Annotated in this window: 16 protein-coding genes; all 16 read right to left on the bottom strand. The window is 27.5% G+C overall.

All coding sequences use genetic code 4. The annotated features are described in order from the left end of the window. Window positions 1-61: 61 nt before the first annotated feature. The 16 genes from MFL_RS01290 to MFL_RS01215 all read right to left on the bottom strand — a co-directional run bounded on the left by MFL_RS01290 (window position 62) and on the right by MFL_RS01215 (window position 20,113). Window positions 62-1,042 carry a 3'-5' exoribonuclease YhaM family protein gene (locus tag MFL_RS01290; RefSeq protein WP_011183141.1) on the bottom strand — a complete coding sequence of 327 codons (981 nt, stop codon included), beginning with the start codon at window positions 1,040-1,042 and terminating at the stop codon, window positions 62-64. Between the two features lie 27 nt (window positions 1,043-1,069). Beyond that, window positions 1,070-1,729 carry a uracil-DNA glycosylase gene (locus MFL_RS01285; RefSeq protein WP_164919777.1) on the bottom strand — a complete coding sequence of 220 codons (660 nt, stop codon included), beginning with the start codon at window positions 1,727-1,729 and terminating at the stop codon, window positions 1,070-1,072. Next, on the bottom strand, window positions 1,713-3,041 hold the full coding sequence (gene trmFO, locus MFL_RS01280; protein WP_011183139.1) for a methylenetetrahydrofolate--tRNA-(uracil(54)-C(5))-methyltransferase (FADH(2)-oxidizing) TrmFO: 1,329 nt from the start codon (window positions 3,039-3,041) through the stop codon (window positions 1,713-1,715). Before trmFO ends, MFL_RS01285 begins: the two co-directional genes overlap by 17 nt. A 79-nt stretch (window positions 3,042-3,120) precedes the next feature. Beyond that, window positions 3,121-5,019, bottom strand: coding sequence for a M13 family metallopeptidase (locus tag MFL_RS01275; protein WP_011183138.1), 1,899 nt, complete (start codon window positions 5,017-5,019; stop codon window positions 3,121-3,123). A 66-nt stretch (window positions 5,020-5,085) separates the two neighbouring features. Next, entirely contained in the window at window positions 5,086-6,219 is a 1,134-nt protein-coding gene (metK, locus tag MFL_RS01270) for a methionine adenosyltransferase (RefSeq protein ID WP_011183137.1), read from the bottom strand. A gap of 86 nt (window positions 6,220-6,305) precedes the next feature. After that, complete coding sequence (locus tag MFL_RS01265; protein ID WP_011183136.1) at window positions 6,306-7,070, bottom strand: TIGR00282 family metallophosphoesterase; 765 nt, start codon at window positions 7,068-7,070, stop codon at window positions 6,306-6,308. Continuing rightward, complete coding sequence (gene ylxM / locus MFL_RS01260) at window positions 7,070-7,396, bottom strand: YlxM family DNA-binding protein (RefSeq protein WP_011183135.1); 327 nt, start codon at window positions 7,394-7,396, stop codon at window positions 7,070-7,072. Before ylxM ends, MFL_RS01265 begins: the two co-directional genes overlap by 1 nt. Continuing rightward, complete coding sequence (gene ftsY / locus MFL_RS01255; protein WP_011183134.1) at window positions 7,389-8,492, bottom strand: signal recognition particle-docking protein FtsY; 1,104 nt, start codon at window positions 8,490-8,492, stop codon at window positions 7,389-7,391. The genes ylxM and ftsY overlap by 8 nt, the downstream gene beginning before the upstream one ends. A gap of 79 nt (window positions 8,493-8,571) precedes the next feature. Next, the gene (gene phoU, locus MFL_RS01250) at window positions 8,572-9,258 is read right to left on the bottom strand and encodes a phosphate signaling complex protein PhoU (protein WP_011183133.1); all 687 of its coding nucleotides are present in this window, start codon (window positions 9,256-9,258) and stop codon (window positions 8,572-8,574) included. A 3-nt stretch (window positions 9,259-9,261) separates the two neighbouring features. Next, window positions 9,262-10,122 (bottom strand): phosphate ABC transporter ATP-binding protein PstB, encoded by an 861-nt coding sequence (gene pstB, locus MFL_RS01245; RefSeq protein WP_011183132.1) that lies wholly within the window; start codon window positions 10,120-10,122, stop codon window positions 9,262-9,264. Further along, the gene (pstA, locus tag MFL_RS01240; protein ID WP_011183131.1) at window positions 10,115-12,262 is read right to left on the bottom strand and encodes a phosphate ABC transporter permease PstA; all 2,148 of its coding nucleotides are present in this window, start codon (window positions 12,260-12,262) and stop codon (window positions 10,115-10,117) included. The genes pstB and pstA overlap by 8 nt, the downstream gene beginning before the upstream one ends. Window positions 12,263-12,290: 28 nt before the next feature. Continuing rightward, window positions 12,291-13,430 (bottom strand): phosphate ABC transporter substrate-binding protein, encoded by a 1,140-nt coding sequence (gene ptsS, locus MFL_RS01235; RefSeq protein ID WP_011183130.1) that lies wholly within the window; start codon window positions 13,428-13,430, stop codon window positions 12,291-12,293. Window positions 13,431-13,573: 143 nt separating this feature from the next. After that, window positions 13,574-16,561 carry an AAA family ATPase gene (locus tag MFL_RS01230; RefSeq protein WP_011183129.1) on the bottom strand — a complete coding sequence of 996 codons (2,988 nt, stop codon included), beginning with the start codon at window positions 16,559-16,561 and terminating at the stop codon, window positions 13,574-13,576. A 149-nt stretch (window positions 16,562-16,710) separates the two neighbouring features. Continuing rightward, a complete protein-coding gene (rnc, locus tag MFL_RS01225) occupies window positions 16,711-17,406 on the bottom strand; it encodes a ribonuclease III (RefSeq protein ID WP_011183128.1) in 696 nt (231 codons plus the stop codon). 1 nt (window position 17,407) lies between these two features. After that, window positions 17,408-18,403, bottom strand: coding sequence for a phosphate acyltransferase PlsX (gene plsX / locus MFL_RS01220; protein WP_011183127.1), 996 nt, complete (start codon window positions 18,401-18,403; stop codon window positions 17,408-17,410). Between the two features lie 63 nt (window positions 18,404-18,466). Continuing rightward, complete coding sequence (locus tag MFL_RS01215; protein WP_011183126.1) at window positions 18,467-20,113, bottom strand: DAK2 domain-containing protein; 1,647 nt, start codon at window positions 20,111-20,113, stop codon at window positions 18,467-18,469. Window positions 20,114-20,132: the final 19 nt, after the last annotated feature.

Raw genomic sequence — 20,132 nt, 5'->3', positions numbered from 1 at the left:
TTTTTATTACTTTAATACCTAATAATTTGACATAAAAAAATGTAACCTAAGTTACATTACATTACTTTTTATGTTTATAAAACATTTTTCCATCCACACTAATGATTCTTGGTGTTCATGTTTTTAATTCAACTTTATTTAGTTCATCATTTATTTTAAATACTTTTGCGTCTAAATCATCAAACATAGATAACATAATAGCTTCAATAATAACTGGTTCAGTTGGTGAACCATATTCTTTTTTACCATGACTAGCAATAATCATATGTTGTAATAAAGTTAATGATTCATTAATGTTCCCTTGCTCATCTTTATATAAGTTTAACTCTTCAGCTATTTTATTTAATTCAGTGTTACCAATACTAATATGACCAATTATTTTACCTTGTAAACTATAATCAGTTCCTGTTGGATCTATAATTTCTATAACTTTACCTATATCATGTAAAATAGCTCCACAAATCAATAATTCTCAATCAATTGAAGCATATGCATAACTTGGTTTTAAAGCTAAAGCATTTTTAACTAATGTAAAACTATGTCAGAATAAACCACCTTTTACATTATGATGAATTGACATTGCAGCTGGATAAGTTAAAAACTCTTTTTCATATTTTTTGATTAAACCAATTGTTAATTCTTTATATGTTTGATTTGTTAAGCTTTCAAGAATTGACATTAATTCTCCATAGTTTTTTTCGATGTTAATAGGGGCTTCTATAAAAAAGTCTTTAACATCTAAACCATAGCTATTTAAATCATTCTCGCTAAGAACACTGTAATCACTAACTTTAAGCTGTAATACGCCTCTAAATTCGTTAACAGCAGCATTCTTAAATAAAATAAAAGCATTTGGTTGTAACAATTGTTTATCTTCTTCAGTTACTGTTCATTTTCTAGCTTCAATTCTACCAGTTTTATCTGATAAATTTAAAATGATATAAGATGAACCATTAGTAGCTGTTGAAATAATAACTTTTTCAATTCTAACAACTAAATCAGTTGAAGAAATTGTATTGTTTAATTCATTTATTTTTCTCATATGTAACTCCTTATTTATTATTTTACCTTATTTAGACCAATCAATTGGTTCTAAAGAATTATTAACTAAAATTGTATTTATTGTTGAGAAAGGTTTTGAATTTTTAAAACCTTTCAAATAACTAAATGGTGATGGGTGAGCAGAGTTAATGACATTATTTGCTTTATGTTCTAAATTTTCATAAACCTTTTTAGCATAATTTCCTCATAAACAATAAACAATGTTTGGATTCTGTTTGTTTAGATTAACCAATATATCACTAACTATTTCTTGTCAACCTAATTTTGAGTGGCTTCCAGGTTGATTTTCAATTACAGTTCAACAAGTATTAATTAATAAAACGCCTTGTTTAACCCAATTGCTTAAATCATTATTATCATAATGTTTTATACCTAAGTCATTTTCTAATTCTTTAAAAATATTAATTAGACTTTTGGGTGTTTTGATATCTTTACTTGCGCTAAAAGCTATTCCATTAGCTTGTTTAGGATTATGATACGGGTCTTGACCAATTATTACTACTTTGATTTCATCTGGTGAGATTAAATCAAATAATCTTAAACAATCTTCTTTTGAGGGATAAATTTTTTCATTCGTTTTATATGCCAACTCGATTGTGTTTTCAATTCTTTTTGAAAGATCTTGATTTGTTAATAAACTATTTCATTTCTTATTCATTGTTTTCACCTATCTTTGCAAAATTATTAATACCCTTTATGAATCTTCTTATTTCTCTTTCTGATTCATCAAATGAATAGAACTCTGATTTAGCATTTTTATTTTGTTGATCTAAAATTCCTAAATTACATTTCATTGGTTTTAATTTATCATGCTTTGGATTAGTTATATAAAAATTAAGAGCTCCTAACATAGATTTTCTTGATGGCTGTTCAATTTTTATATTGTTTAAATATGCTAAGACATTGATTGCAGTAAGAATACCACTACTTGCAGATTCAATATAACCTTCAACCCCAGTTATTTGACCTGCAAAGAAAATGTTTTTATTCCTTTTGACTTGTAGTGATCTATTAAGCAATTTAGGAGAATTAATATAATAATTTTTATGCATAACTCCAAATCTAACAATATTTAAATTTTCAAGACCAGGTAATGTCTGTAAAATTCTTTTTTGCTCAGGTCATTTAATATTAGTTTGAAAACCTACAAAATTATAAAGTGAATCAATTGCATCATCTTGACGTAATTGAACAACAGCAAAAGGTGTATTTCCATTTTCATCAATTAAATTATTTGGCGATAGTGGTCCATTTAATAATACTTTTTTACTTGTTTTTGCTATTTGCTCAATTGGTTGACATCCTTTGAAATATATTTCTTTCTCAAATGATTTTAATTTAATAGTTTCAGCATTCTTTAATTCTTCAACAAACGCATTAAATTGCTCTTCATTAAGTGGTATGCATATATATTGACCATCTTTACCATCATTATGTCTACTTGCTCAATATACCTTGTTAAAATCGATACTATCCTTTGTAATAATAGGTGCTGAAGCATCTAAAAAGAATAATTTTTCATTACCTGTCATTAATTCAATATTTTTACCTAATTTATCTGTTGTCAACGGACCTGAGGCTATGATAGTTACTTTTGTATAATCAACTTCAGAAACTTCTTGTTCAATTAAATTTATATTTTTATGATTCTTAATTTTATCAGTAATATATTTGCTAAAACCAAAACGATCAACACTCAATGCATCATCACCTGGTATTTCATTTTCTAATGCAGCTTTTATAACTAATGAATTTAATAACTTCATTTCATTTTTTAAAATCCCTGCAGCATTTTTCTTCGATTTACTTCTTAAAGTATTAGAACAAACCAATTCTCCTAAATCATTAGTTTTTTGAATATCGTTTTTCATTAAAGACTTAACTTCAAATAAGTTTACTTTAACTCCATTGTTAGCTAATAAATAAGCAGCTTCGCAACCAGCTAATCCTGCACCAATAATATTTACTTCTTTTTGCATTATTAAACCTCTTGCTTCTATATAAAATTATAAGTTAAAACAAGAAAAAAACCATCTTAAAGACGGTTTAAATAGTTTATTATCAAACTTTAGTTCTTTCTTCTTCTGGTTTATACATTCCATCACCAGGTTTAGTTTCATAAACTTCATGGAATTCATTTATGTTTACTAATACACCATTACATCTGAATTCTTCAGGTGAATGAGGATCAACTAATAGTCTTGTGTTTTTTTGTTCATCAGTTGCTTTTCTTCTTCATACTAAAGCATAGTTTGTAAAGAAGTCTTTTAAATCATTTGGACTTTGTGCTTTACATATATCTAAAGCAGCAGCAACTCCACTTAAATCACCAATGTTTTCACCAAGTGTTAATTTACCATTAACATTCGAACCATTAATTTGATATTCGTTATATTGATCAACAACTCTTTGAGTTCTTAATTTGTATTGTTCATTGTCTGTTTCAGTTCATCAGTTTTCAAAGTTTCCATCTTTATCAAATTTACTTCCTTCATCATCAAAACCATGACTAACTTCATGTCCAATAACAGCACCAATTCCACCAAGGTTAGCAGCATGAGATTGATTTACATCATAAAATGGTTTTTGTAAAATCCCAGCAGGGAAACAGATTTCATTTGATGTTGGATTGTAATATGCATTTACAGTTTGTGCATCCATATATCATTTTGTTTTATCAACAGGTAAATTAATTTCTTTTAGCTCTTTTTTAATATAATGTTTAGCTAAACTTTGCATATTATCGAATAAACTTCCGCCTTCTTCATAACTAAGGATTTCAACATCACTTAAATCTTCTCATTTGTCAGGATAACCAATTTTAATAGTGAATGAATTTAATTTTTCAATAGCTTTTGTTTTTGTTTCATCTGACATTCAATCTAATGTATTAATTCTATTTTCATATACTTTCAATAGATCATTAACCATTTTTAAAACATCTTTTTTAGCATCTTCAGAAAAATGACGTTTTACATATTCTTTTGAAATTAATTCTCCAAGAGTACCATCAACAAATTCAACTACTCTATCTTCAATTGGTTTCATTTTTTTAACACCGCTAAATACTGATCCATACTTGAAGCTATTTTCATATAAATCAATTGTTAACATTCTTGAGTAAGAACTAGTAACTTTATATGACATAATATCTTTTAAATCATCTAAACTTATTTCTTCAATCATTTGATTTAGTTTTTCAAAATATTTAGGTTCAGTTAAAATAATTTTTGATGCTTTGTCATAACCAGTTTTATTTAGATATTCTGTTCAATCAACAATCGGACATATATCGTTTAATTCTTTAATAGTTACTACATTATAAATATTTTCAGGTTCACGTAATTCTTCTTGTTTAAACATTGATTTTGATATTTTTTCCTCAAAACTATAAATTAAATTAAAAATATCTTTTGTATTTAATCTTACACCTGAAAGCTTTACTAAGTTTTCAATGTAATTTTTATAAGCATTTTTAATTTCTTCATGTCTTGGGTGAGTTTCTTCATAGAAATCTCTATCTGACATTCCTAAACCCATTGAATCAATCATTAAAGCTCTTAAATTGCTATCTTTAAAATCTGAATCTACGCCTTTTGAGTGGAAGAAAGAAATCCCTCACTCTTGGAATAAATCAACAAATAAACTTGTCAGTTCTTTTTTATCAGTTAAGGCACTTATTTTATTTAAAATTGGTTGAATAGGTTTTATGCCTTGTTTATTTCTTGCTTTATCATTTAAATAATTTGATCTAAGGTTAGCTATCATTTTGCTATCTCTGTCTAATTTAGTTGCATTAACAAGTTCGTTAATAATTGCTTTAATATCGTCTGTTGATTTTTTTTGAAGCATTTCAAAACTTCCTCATGATGCATATCCATCTGGTAATTCATTATTATCTATTCATTCTTTATTTACTGAATCATAGAAATTATCTTGTGGTCTAATTTTTGTCATATAATCTCTCCTTTTATTAGTTATTATTTTATAACAAAAAAATCACTTTTAAAAAGTGATTTGTTTTTATTTTTTAATTGTCTTAACTTTATCCAATTGTTCTCATGTGAATTCATCTTTTCCAAAGTGTCCATAAGTTGCAGTTTTTAAGAATGTTGGTTTTCTTAAATCTAATTTTTTAATAATTTCGTTTACTGAAAAATCAAAATTTTCATTTAATGCTTTTGCTATAACTTCTTTGCTAACTTTTTCTGTTCCAAATGTTTCAATAAAAATTGAAACTGGTTCTGGTTTACCAATTGCATATGAAACTTGAATTTCAATTTTATCAGCTAATCCTGATGCAACTAAATTTTTAGCAGCATATCTAGCCATATAGGCAGCACTTCTATCAACTTTTGTTGCGTCTTTACCTGAAAAGGCTCCACCACCGTGACGTGAATATCCACCATAAGTATCAACAATAATTTTTCTACCTGTTAATCCAGTATCACCTTGTGGTCCACCAATAACAAATCTTCCTGTTGGATTGATTAAAACATTAAAATCAGTATTCAATTCAAATTCTTTTGCAACAACATCCATTATTTCAGATTTTATGAATTTTTTAAATTCTTCTTCAATCATTTCATCATCATGTTGAATTGACATTAAGATTGTATCAATTTTAGGATTTGATTCATCTGTATAATCAATTGTTACTTGAGATTTCATGTCTGGTCTTGCTCATTTAAATTTTCCTTCTTTTCTTAACTTTGATGCTAAATAAACTAATTCATGTGAAATAGTAATAGCTAAAGGCAAGAATGTTTTAGATTCGTTTGTTGCATATCCAAACATAATTCCTTGATCACCAGCTCCAATAACTTCAGTATCTAAATCGATTCCTAAAGCAATATCAGCTGATTGTTGTTCAACTCTAATATCAATCTTACAAGTGTCAGCATTGATACCATATGCATCGTTGTTGTATCCTATTTTTCTTAATACATCACGTGCAATTTTTTCATAATCAACAGAAGCAGTTGTAGTTATCTGCCCTCCGATTAATAAATAGTTTGTGGTAGCGAATGTTTCGCAGGCTACCTTAGCGTTTGGGTCTTGTTTCAGAACTTCATCCAATATCGCATCAGATATCTGATCACATATTTTGTCTGGATGTCCTTCTGAAACACTTTCGCTAGTAAATAATTTTCTCATTTTTCCATTTTCCCTTCTGCGATATCAATATAAATTATACTAAATCGGTTTAAAAATCTGAAACAAAAAAAGCAAATAATTTGCTTTTAAATACTTATTCTTTTGATGTTTGTAGCTTTGTTAGATTTTTCATCAATTTCAATGATTACTCCATTAAGTTTTGCTTTACCTTTAGCAGGTTGAAAACGTTTAACTAAACCTGTTTTTTGCTTATAAATAGCATCACTTGCTTCTATACCAATAACAGAATCAATAACCCCACTCATGCCTAAGTCTGTAATAAATGCTGTACCTTTTGGAAGTATTCTTTCGTCTGCTGTTTGGACGTGTGTATGTGTCCCAACAAATCCTGTTATGATACCATCATAATTTAAAGCAAAAGCTATTTTTTCAGCTGTTGTTTCAGCATGAAAATCAACAAGTAATATATCATAGGCTATTTTTAAACCTAAAAAATCTTCCATAGTTTCATAAACACTGTTTGAAGGATCCATAAAATTATTTCCCATTAAATTCAGAACACAAATTTTTTTATTATTCTTTTCAATAACTACATAACCACTTCCAGGTGTCTTATACATGTTCATTGGTTTTAAAAGATCAGGAGTATTTTGAATGTAATCTAAAACTTCTGGATTTTTAAAAATATGATTTCCACTTGTTATAACGTCAACATGATTCTCTTTATAAAAGTTGTAGTGTTCTTTTGAAATTGATTTACCATGAGTTGTGTTTTCACCATTAACAACAACAAAGTCTACTTGATTGTCATTTATTAATTTTTCAATGTTTTGTTTAAAAACGTCTCTTCCTGGTTTGGCAAAGACATCTCCTATCATTAGTACTTTCATTAAATGACCTCTTCTATTTTTTTAATTAAATTTAAAACTTCTTCGTTTTTTGAATTTTTATTTTTTTCTAGCAATTCATTAATTGATATTTTTTTGTGATTTAATTGCAATTTATCTTCTAAATCATTTAAAGACTTAATAATTTTGTTAATTGCATCATGAGCTGCTGCTTTTGATATTCCTAATTGATCTGCAATTTCTTGAAAACTCAAATCTTCTTCAAAATAAAGTTCAAAATATTCAATCTGTTTTTCAGTCAACATATTCTTGTATAAATAAAATAAAGAAGATAATTCTAAAGTTTTTTCTAAAGTTATTTTACTCATCGTCTTCTTCCTTATCTTCCATAAATCCAACGACTAAACTATAAACATATTGATCAACATCAAATTTCTCAATATCATCAACTTGCTCTCCAACACCAACTAATTTTACTGGTATGTTTAATTGGTCTTTAATTGATAAGGCAATACCACCTTTACTTGTTCCATCCATTTTTGTTAAAACAATTCCAGTTACATCTGCAACTTCATTAAATTCTTGAGCCTGCATAACACCATTTTGCCCAGTTGTTGCATCAATTACTAATAATAGTTCATGAGGAGCTTTTTTATCAAACTTATGAACAATTTGATACATTTTTTCTAACTCTTTCATTAAGTTTATTTTGTTTTGCAGTCTACCAGCAGTATCTATTAATAATAAGTCATAATTTTCTGCTTTTGCTTTTTCAAGCGCATCAAATACAACACTAGCTGGATCTTGATTTTGCTTTTTACCCTTTACTAGATCAACTTTATTATCAAGTCTTTTATCAACTCATTCTTCTAATTGTTCAATAGCACCAGCTCTAAATGTATCTGCTGCTGCAATAAGAACTTTCTTGTTTTGTTCTGCATAGTAATTAGCTATCTTTGACAATGAAGTTGTTTTACCAGTTCCGTTTACACCAATAACCATAAAGACATTTAATCTTCCATCTTCAAAATTTAGCTCTTCAACCTTTTTAGAACCATCAGTATAAATATCATAAATTTCTTCTGCTAATATTTCTCTAAATTCATTCGCTTCAGATGTATTCTTAACTTTTCTTCTTATATTATTTGAAATTTTTAAAACCATTTTCATTCCCATGTCTGTTTTAATTAATACTTCTTCAAGTTCATCAAAAAAGTCATCATCCATTTTTTTGTATTTTTTAGAAAGTTTTTTAATATCTTTTGAGAAATCTAAAGCTGATTTGGCAATCGCTTTTTCTGCTTTTTCTTTTTTAGCTTTTTGTTTTTGCTTTTTAGCTATTTCTTTTTCTGTTGGTTGTTTATTTTCGATAACAGTTTCAGATTTAATAACTTTTTCTTCATTAACTTTTTTTTCTGTTTGATTACCAGATATTTTATCTTTTAATTTATTTCAAAAACCCATGATATACCTCTGTCTACTATTTATTATTTTATCAAATTATCATAAATAAAAAAATTCTGAATATACAGAATTTAATTTATTACATTAATGTTTTTAAATTATCATAAATTTCTGAAGTTTCTTCGAATCTTCCTGTTCTTATGAATGAAACAATTTCTTGAACTGTTAATAAATGATCTCCAGCTCTTTCTAAATTTTTAGCTTGCTTCATTGCTTCAGAAATTTCTAAAAGCTCTTCATTATTTTCAGCTTTTTTAAGTGCTTTTACTAAATATGAATACAGTTCTTCAAATTCTTTATTAATTTGAGCTTCAAGTTCCATTACTTTAACAACTAAATTATTGTCAAAGTTTGAAAATAATTCTGAAAAACTATCTAACATATCTATTACAAGTTGGAAAAGGTTAACAATTGATGTTGTATATTTTTTTGTTGGTTTGAATTTAGAAAAGAATATACATAGTTTTTTAGAATAGTCAGCAATAATTTCAATTTCTCTGGCAAGTAATATACCTCCAACAGCAAGTCTTAAATCACGAGCAACCAATTGCTGTTTAGCTATTTTTCAAAGAGCTGTTGATGTAAATTCATTCAGTTTATCATTAATTATTTTGTCATGCTCAACAATTAAAGCCGCACCCTCAACATTATTCTTAGTAATAACTTCAAATGTTTCAGCAAACTGAATTTTAGTTTCTTTAATCATGTCTTCAAGCATGTTTCTTAATTGTAGAATATCATTATCTAAAATTTTGTTAATTGACATATCCTAATCACCATACCTTCCTGAAATATAATCTTCTGTTCTTGAGTCTTTTGGATTTATAAATATTTTCTTAGTTGTATTATACTCTATTAATTCACCTTTTAAGAAATATGCGGTCATATCACTAATTCTTGTTGCTTGTTGTAATGAGTGAGTAACCATTACAATAGTATATTCTTTTTTAAGTTCTAATACTAACTCTTCAACTTTTAAAGTAGCAATAGGATCTAGTGCAGAAGTTGGTTCATCCATTAGTAATATTTTTGGGTGCATTGCAATTGCTCTAGCTATACATAATCTTTGTTGTTGTCCACCTGAAAGACCAAGAGCTGGTGTTTCAAGTTTGTCTTTAACTTCTTCTCAAAGAGCTGCTTTTCTTAAAGAATCTTCACAAATTTGATCTAATATTTTTTTGCTTTTAACTCCTTGAGTTTTTGGCCCATAAACAACATTTTCATAAATTGATAAAGGAAATGGGTTAGCTTTTTGAAATACCATTCCAACTTCAGTTCTCAATTTTGAAACATCTGTTCCTTGTTTGTAAATTTCTTCATTAAATACTTCAATTGAACCTTCAACACTAGAACCACTTATCAAATCATTCATTCTATTAATTGATCTTAATAAAGTTGATTTACCACAACCAGAAGGCCCAATGAAAGTAGTGATTGAATTTTCTTTAATTTCCATATTTATATTAAATAACGCTTGTTTTTTGCCTTTATAAAAGAAGTTAAAATCTGATACTTTGATAACATCTGCTCTTTTTGATAAAGCAGGAAGTTTTGCAGGTTTTTCTTCTTTTTGGTTTTTATTTAAATCTAAACCTTTAAAAGTTTCATCTTTTTTAAGTGTATTACTCATGATCTATAACTCCTTTTTTCAATTTTCTATATTCTTTTCTTCGTTTAACTCACAATTTATTTTTTGATGCCATTTCTTTAAAGAATGTTATTTTAATTTCACCTTTTCTGAATTTACTTTGTAATTTCATTCATTTAAATTTGAGTGAAGGTTTCATTTTTTTAATTTTAGCTTTTGTTTTGACATTAAATTCTTTTCGTTTAATTTTTGATTTAGCTTTTAAATCTTTTGATTTTTGTACAAGCAATGAAGATAATCTTCCAGATGTAAAGTTTAATCCAATAATTAAAATAATTGTAATTAATGCCATTAAGTATATTGTTCCTTGACCATGTCCAGGAATTCCTTCAGCAACCATCATATAAATTCCTGTTGTTAAAGTTGTTCCTTGTGATAAGAAACCTTGTGTAGGCATTTGGATATCTGTTCCAAGTGTTAAGTAAATTGGTGCTGACTCTCCTATTATTTTAGCCATCGCTAAAATAATTCCAGTAATAATACCTTCCATTGCATTAGGTAATATTATTTTAAATAAAGTTTGAATCTTTGTTAAACCTAAAGCTGAACCAGCTTCACGATATTGATGAGGAACTTGTTGTAATGCATCTTCAAAATTTGATATTAACATTGGAAGTACAACAACAGTCATAGTCAAACCTGCAGCCAATATACTAAAAGGTAATCCTAATAAAACAATAAATATTGATAAACCAAATATACCAAAAACAATAGATGGTGTTGACGCCAATAAGTTAATTGCAAATCTAAATGATTTTGTTAAAACAGAACTTTGTCTTGCATACTCATTTAAATAAATTGCAGCACCTAAAGCGAATGGAATTGCAAAAATTAGAGTACACACAACCAATAAAATAGTTGTGAATAACGCAGCAAAGATTCCTCCACCAGTTCTATTTTCTGTATCCATATGAATAAATGCTATTGGATCTGATAACCCCATTAAACCTTTAATAATAACATCACCTAAAATTCAAAAAGTGAAAGAAATAATTATAGCTGTTGATATTCACATTAAAAATAACATAACAGCTGAATATGTTTTTTTGAAAAATTTATTTTCTGTTCTATTATGAACCATCATACCTAACATTTTTTTATCATAAACATATTTTGGTGTTTTAATTTTTCTAGAAGAATTACTATTCAATTTTTCTTCTCTTTTTATTCTTCTTGAGTATTTAATATTATCAACATTAGACATGAATAAAATTACAATATTTATAATGAAAACTAATAAGAATAAAATTAAACCAATTGCATATAAAGCTGATTGATGTGTTGAACCACTATTTTCAGTCATTTCAAGACCAATAGTAGCTGCTAATGTTCTGATTGATGAGAATAAGAATCCACTTATTCCGCTATTAGTTATAAATCCACCAGTTGAGTTACCAGCTATCATCATAATAGCCATAGTTTCACCAATAACTCTTGCCATACCTAATATTATCGCTGAGATAATTTTAGCTGAAGCTGATTTTCTAATAATTTTAAATGTTGTTTGTTCTTTTGAAATACCAAGTCCTAAACTTCCAAGTCTATACCCTTCTGGTACTGATTGAACTGCATTGTAACTTAAACTAATCATTGTTGGAGCAGCCATGAATGTCATAGTCATAGAAGCGACCATTAAGTTATCATTGTTTGGCGCTCCCATTAATTGAAATAATGCACCAATTTGATCTCTTGCAAAAAGACCAAATACAACGGATGGAACACTGGCTAATAATTTAATAACAGTAAGAACTTTTTTTTGCATACCAACAGATAAGTATTCAGAAATAAATAGAGTTGTAAATATTGTTAATGGAATAGCAAATAACATTGAAATAGTTAAAAGAACTATTGTCATTATAATGATTAAACCAATTCCATATTGGCCTTCACCATCTTTACCAGGCTTTCAATTAGTTCCTGTTATGAAACTTCAAAATCCTTGTTCTTCAAAAACATGAAGTGATTTCAAAATAACAAATAAAACCAAAATAAATAATATAGCAAGAACTGTGAAAGTTAATGTATAAATTAATGATTTAAAAAATTTAGCATTAAAATTTTGTTTTGGTTTAAATGTTTTTGGTTTAAATCCGTTATCTTCGCTTTTTTTATTTAGAAACATGAATGCTCCTTTCCATTGTAATTTGTTTTTATTTTTTAGTTGGTTGAACTAATTGTGTTAAACCTACAGATGAATATAAATTTTTAACTTCTGGGCTTGCAGCCATTCAGAATAAAAAGTCTAATATGCTATTTAAATCTTTATTGTTTGTATCATATTTGTATATAGCTATAAAAGGTCTTGTTAAAGGGTAAGAAGACAACTTTTCAGAATCATCTTTTGAAGGATCTCAAGTTGTGTCTCCTTGCTTAATTTTTACTGATTTTACTCTTGAAGAATTTGCAGAACCATATAGCATGGAAACAAATCCAATTGATCCAGGTGATTTTTCTATTTGACTATAAATTGTTCCATTTGCTCCATATTCTTTGACTGCATTACCAGGATTAATACCTGTTAAATTAGTAAATGAAGTTCTTGTTCCTGAACCACTTGTTGAAGAATAAGGTGTTACCTTAGCTGTTGATGAAACTTGTTGGGCAAGTTTAATATTTTGTTCCTTAGTTCCTTCTTCAGAAAAGTTTTCAGCTATTAAAATAGCTAAGCGATTTCATGTAATTAAATCATTTTGAGAATCATTATTATAAATTTCATTTAATATTTTATAACTTCTATTTATGTTTTTGCCTTGTGCATTATCTTTTTGATCAAATTTTCCTTCATCATTAACTTCAAAAACAAATTCTAAATTTGAATCTTTTAAAAATTTATCAAAACCAGTTCCTTGGTCATTATAAACAAAAACAATTGAGTCTCGTGCAAATTCAATAGAACGATAAGTTTCTTCTGTACCTTGAGTGCTTGCTAAAGTATTTGAATATCAATGCTTATCATTAATGTTTTCTTCTGTTAGATCTTTGAATAAAGTTTTATTTTCATTTATTGGCAATGGAGTGAAATCATTATCACCAATGTCTTTTGAAATAAAACCTATTTCATAAACGCCTTCTTTAACATTGGTAACTCCAGCACCAGAACCTGTTGCTGAATAAACAAATTTTTTACCATCTTCAGTTTTATATTTATCAGTAAGTTTCTTTAATAATGGTTGAACACTGGCACTACCACCAATACTAATTGAGTTATTTGGGGCAACTAAAGTTCATGATCAAAGACCAACAATAGCTCCTACAACTATCACCATAACTAAAAAGAATTTCTTGTTCATGTTTTTCTCCTATTTAGAAATAATTAATAATATTATACCAATTTAAGTGTCTAAAACTTTAAAAATGTTACTTTTAGTTGCTTTATTTAATCTATGATTAAAGGGTCAAAAAAAATAAAAAAGCACAAATGTGCATTTTTAAATTATTCTTTGTTTTTATTTATTAATTTTTTAATTTTATCGATATCTAAAGCTAATTGAACAATTTTTGTAATTCCTTTAGTTTCCATAGTTACACCATATAAGATATCACAGTTTTCCATTGTACCTTCACGGTGAGTTACAATAATAAATTGTGTGTTTTCAACGAAATCTCTTACATAACGAGCAAATCTTGTTACGTTAGCTGGATCTAATGGAGCTTCTGCCTCATCTAAAATAACTAATGGCAATGGTCTTACTTTTAAGATTGAGAATAGCACTGATAGTGCAACCAATGATTTTTCTCCACCACTTAATAAATTCAAGTTTGTAATTTTTTTACCTGGAGGATTAACTTCAATATCAATTCCAGTTTCTAATATATCATCTGGATTTGTATAAATTAAGCTTGCTGTTCCACCATTAAATAATTTTTGGAATGCTTCAGGTAAAGCAGCATTAACATCATCAACAATACGTTTAAATTGAGTTTTCATTTCAATGTCAATATTTAAAATTATTTCGTTTAATTTGTCTGCTGATTCTTGAACTTCATTTAAATTTGTAACATAGTAATCGTACTCTTTTTTAGTTTCTTCATATTCTTGAATTGCATCCATTGAAACTTCACCAATTGATTTTAATTCAATAGTTAATTCTTGAATTCTAGTTCTTGTTTCTTCTGGGTTTTCGATTTCATCAAAATGCATTTCTCTAATTGCATCAAGTGATAAATTGTATCCTTCTGACAATCTTTTTAGAATTTGAATGTTTGTAGATTCTAAAATAGTTAAGTCTGATTTAACATTTGCTAATTCATCTTTTCAATTATTTAAAGTTTCACGTTTTTCTTTGTTTTCTTTATTTAATTCATGTTGACGATCAGTTGTTTTTGTTTTTGAATCTGATAGTGCGTTAACTTTAATTGAAATTTCATTTCTTTCAGTTTCTAGTTTAGCAATTTCTCTAGCTAACCTAATTGATTCAGATTCGTCAAATGAAGAAGTGGTTTGATTATTCAATAAATCTTTACCTGTAATAATTTTGTAGTTATCTGATAATTCTACTAATGAAGAATTAAGTATGTTGATTGAGTTTTTACCAATCCTAATATTTGATGATGCTTGATTTATATCGTCAATTAATTTTTCTCTTACTTCTTTTAAATCATTAAATGTTTTTTGTTTTTCATTAAATATTTTATCTAATGTAATAATTTTATTTTTAATTGATTCTGGATCAAATGATTCATCAACTTTTTTAGCTGCAAATATATTTGAAGCTTTGTTAACAGAACCCCCACTCATTGCACCTCTAGGTAAAACTCTTTGACCATCTAATGAAACTATTCCATAACGGAAGTTAATACTTTTTCCAAGTCTAGTTGCATCATCAAAGTTTCTTGTAACAATTGTTGTACCATAAATATAATCTAATACTACTTGGCAGTCTTTTTCAATTTCAACTAATTCATTAGCAAAACCAACGAACCCTGGAGCTCTTTTTATTATGTCTCTTTGTGGGCCAGCGATTGAAGAAGGATTCAAAGTATCAATAGGTAATGCATTAACTCTACCTAATCTTTGATTTTTTAAGAATTCAATTCCTTTTTTAGCATCATCACTTGTTTTAAATACAACTGATTGTAAATGGTTACCTGTAATTAATGAAATTGCTATTTGGTGTTCTTCTTTTACATCGATTAATGAACCAACAGTACCAACAACTCCAGATAATCTTTTTGCATTATCAATAATAGCTTTTGCACCTGACATAGGATTTAAATTATTTGTATTTTGTTTATGTTCAAGTTCTTCTAAACGATATTGTAATTTATTCTTTTCTGATTCAATCTCTTGTGATTGCATATGGAAAGTTCTAAATTGATCATTTACTTCATCATATCTTTTCTTTAAATCTAATTCTTGTCTTTCAAGACTAATAATAAGATCCTTTTCACTATTTAAAGATATTGATTTTTCATCAAACTCTTTTTTAATTGCTCTTGCTTTTATGTCATCAATATTTTCATTAACATTTTCTGAGTTTTCTCTTGCTTCAACTTGTTGTTTTTGATTTTTTAAGTTTGCTATTCTTTCAACAATTCTTTGGAAGTTTAAATTTAATTGAGTTATTTCTTTATCAGCATCCCCATTTTTAGATAACATTACATCTAATTCATCTTGAGATAAGTTAATTTCATTTGCTAACTTTTGAACTTCTATATCTAATTGACGTCTTTTATCTCTTAATGAAGATAATTCAGTTTCAAATCTTAACGCATCACTTGCTAATATAGTTAATTCAATTTTTTGTAGTTCTTCAATTTTATCTTTATATTTAGCAGCTTTTTCTGCTTTTTCTTTTTCTCTTGGTAATCTTTTTTCTAGAGTTAACTTAATATCACTTATTCTTGTTAAATTTTCAGTAGTTTTGGCTAATTGTTTTAGAGCTTCTAATTTTCTTTTTTTGTATTTTGCTAAACCAGCGGCTTCATCAAAAATTTCTCTTCTTGCATCGGGTTTTGCTTCAGCAAATGTTGAGATTGTTCCTTGAGAAATAATTGCAATACTTGATTTTGTTAGTCCAGTTTCTAAAGCAACATCTTGAATATCTCTTAATTTACATTTTTCACCGTTAATGAAAAAGTCACTGTCACGAGTTTTTTTATTAAATCTTCTTGTGATTTCAACAACATCTGTTTTTATAGTAGAGAATATGTCTCTTTGGTTATCAAAAACTAAAGTTACCTCTGCAAAGTCTGCTGCTGGTTTGTCAGTGCTTCCTGAAAAAACAATATCATCCATATTAGCTCCACGTAATGATTTTGTTGATTGCTCACCCAATGCTCATCTTATAGAATCTGTAATATTTGATTTACCTGACCCATTTGGTCCAACAACACCAATCATTTCTTTTGTGAAGTTTAAAGTTGTTGGTTCTGCAAATGACTTAAATCCGACTGCTCTAATCTGTTTTAAAAATAGCATAATTTATTAACTCCTTAAATTTAAATGTAATAACTAATAAAATTATAGCAAAAAACTGGAAAAAGTGTTAGTTTTTTCTTTCTTTATACTATGTATAAAAGCTATATTTTAAGAAATAAAAAGTGAGATAAATTCTCACTTTTGGCTCTTTATTTTGCTGATTTTTTAAGTTTATTTAAGCAATCTTTTGCTGCATTTTGTGATGCTTCTTGTTTAGAAAATCCAGTTCCAATACCGTATTTTTTTCCATCTAAATTAACGCTAACAGTGTACTCAATTTTATTATCTTTTTCGATGTGTTTTTGGCTTTCAACCCTATATTCTAGATCACTTCTTATTTCAGCTTGAATAATTTCTTGTAATTCTGATTTATAATCATGATTTAATTCTTTATAATCATTTTTTTCAATGTATTTGAATATTGTTGACTTTATTCATGATATGAGCACTTCTTCGGTTTGATCTAAATATATAGCAGCTGTAACAGCTTCATATACGTCAGATAAAATAGAAGGTTTTTCATAACCTTTAGATTTTATTTCTCCCTGACCTAATCTTATAATTTTTCCTAAATCTATCATCTTTGCAATTTCACTTAATGTTTCTTGTCTAACAATATCAGACCTTGTTTTTGTTAGTTTACCTTCTGGTGCATTTGTGAAATTTAAATAAAGAAACTTAGAAACATACATTTGTAAAACTGCATCACCTAGAAATTCAAGTCTTTGGTATGTTTCTTTTGTTTTAGTTTCATTAGCATATGAATTATGAGTTAAAGCAGTACTAAATATTTTTGAATCATTAATTTTTATTCCAAAATTTTCAAAAAATTCATGCATTGTCATATTAATTCAATTCCTTTTTAATTTTATTTAATACGTCATTTTCCACTGCATCACAAGTCATTCTTAGTGTTGCTTCAAATGATTTAACATCACTTGAACCATGAGCTTTAAAAGCAATCCCTTCAACTCCTAGTAGAATAGCACCAGAGTGATTTTTGTAATCAAATTTTTTTGAAACATTATCAAATGATTTTTTAAGTGTTAAGGCTTTTAATTTTGTAAAAATTGTTTTATACAATTGTGATTTAATCTCAGTCATTAAAATTTTAGAAGCTCCTTCGAAAGCTTTTAAACACATATTTCCTGTATAACCATCAGTAACTATAATGTCAACTTTACCAGCTAATATATCTCTTGATTCTAAATTACCAAAAAAGTTAATATTCTCATCTGATTCTAATTCTTTATATATTTCTTTTTGTAATAAAGTACCTTTTGACTTTTCTTCACCTATATTTAATTGTGCAATCAAAGGATTTTCTATTTTTAAGACGTTTTTAGCATATATATTAGCCATTTTTGCATATCCTATGATATCTTCAATGTCAGCTTCAAGATTTGCCCCTACATCAAGCAATAAAGTTAATTTATTGCTTACAGCTGTTGGAAGAGTTGGCATGAACCCTGGTCTAGAAATTCCATTTAATTCACCAAGAATAAAATGTGAACCTGCAATAAATGCAGCAGAATTTCCACCAGTAATCATTGCATCAACTTTTTTATCCTTTAAAGTTTCTAAAGCTCTAACCATAGATGAATCTTTTTTTCTTCTAATATCCATAATTGAACCATTCATATCAATAAATTCTTTTGTTGCTAAAATTTCAAATCTTGACTCGTCAATTGGGAATTTTTCTAAAGATGTTTTTATTTGGTCTTCATCACCAACAAAAACAAGATATAAATCTTTTCTTGATTTTATAAATCTGCTTGCAGCTTCTATTGCAACTGCACTACCATTATCTGAACCCATAACATCAAACGCTATTTTATACATTTGTAGTACCTACCTTTTTAATTATTTTATAAAATTAAAACACCAAATTGGTGTTTTAATAAATTATTCTACTGCGATTATGAAACTGTAAACTTTTTGTCCACCTTCAATAATCTCATATTCAACGTCGAAATTTTCATCTAAGAATTTTCTCAATTGACTAACACTTTTAGCTGATGCATCTTGACCAATAAAAATAGTTATAATTTCTGTTTTATTTGTTATATATCTTGATAATTGTTTTTCAAATAAAATGCCAATATCATTAGCTGTACCAACAATTTTTCCATCCACGATAGCCATTTGTTGATCTTTTTTAATTTTAATTCCGTTAACAACAGAATCTTTTGCAGCTTGTGACACTTGGAAAGAAATCACATTTTTAATTGCTGATGTTATTGCTTTTGTATTTTTCATTGTTGTTGCAGAAGGATCAAAAGATAATGCTGCAGTCATTCCTTGTTGAATAGTTTTTGTTGGAATAACTATTATTTTTGATTTAGTTTCTTCTTTTTCTGCTTGTTTTGCTGCCAATAAAACGTTTCCGTTATTAGGCATTAAATAAACAGCTTTAGCATCAACTTCTTCAATAGCTTTTAAGAAATCGTTAGTTGAAGGATTCATTTTAGAACCTCCATCAATTGCTATATCAATACCAAGTTCTTTTTCAAAGTATTTTTTCATTTCTGGTGAAGATACAACCGCTATAGTTGCATAATCATTGTTTAATTTTCTTTCAAGTTTAATTGATGTAGTTTCTTGTCATCCTGAAGCTTCATTACCTTTAACTTGCTTATCTGCTTGTAAATTCATATTATCTACTTTAATAGTTTTAAAATCACCATATTGTTGTAAGAACATTAATACTTGACCTGGACTTAATGCGTGTGTATGAACTTTTAAAATATCTTCATCAATAACAACAACAATTGAAGTATTTCCATAAATTTGTAATTGATCTCTAATTGCACTAGTTTGTAGTTTGTTAATTCATTCTTCATTTAACATTACAATACCTTCAGTACAATAACCAAACTCAGCTTCAATTTCCATTTCGATGTTTCCACCTTCATTGATTTCAAGTTTGTCTGTTTTTGCAATTATTTTGTTTGATTGGAATACTGAATTCATACCTTCTAAAAATTTAACTAATCCATAAGCACCAGAGTCAACAACACCAACATCTTTAAGTGCTTGTAATAAATTAGGAGTGTTTTCTAAAGCTTCATTAGCAATTAAAATTATTTTATTTCAAAATTCTTTAATTTCCATATCATCAGGTAATAAAGCTGATTGTTCAGCTACTTCTCTAATAACAGTTAAAATTGTACCTTCAACAGGTTTCATTACCGCTCTATAAGCAATTATTTTAGATTCTGCAAAACCTTTTTTTCATTCTGCTGCAGATAATTCTGATGCATCATTCATTCCTTTTGCTAGACCCTTAATGATTTGAGAAAAAATAACACCAGAGTTACCTCTAGCTCCCATAATTAAACCTCTAGAAAAAGCATTTAAAAATTCACCAATTGTTTTAAATTCAATATCTTTAACATCATTGTATCCATTTGTAGCAGTAAGATTCATGTTAGTCCCTGTATCTCCATCTGGAACAGGGAAAACGTTAAGCTTATCAATATGTGGGTAGTTATTATATAAATTGTTTACAGCACTCGTCATTGAGTCTTTTATTAAAATTAATTTTTCCATTTTCTTCCTTCACCTATCA

Source organism: Mesoplasma florum L1 (assembly GCF_000008305.1).
Taxonomy (GTDB): domain Bacteria; phylum Bacillota_I; class Bacilli_A; order Mycoplasmatales; family Mycoplasmataceae; genus Mesoplasma; species Mesoplasma florum.
This window is presented reverse-complemented; position numbering and strand designations above follow the sequence as displayed.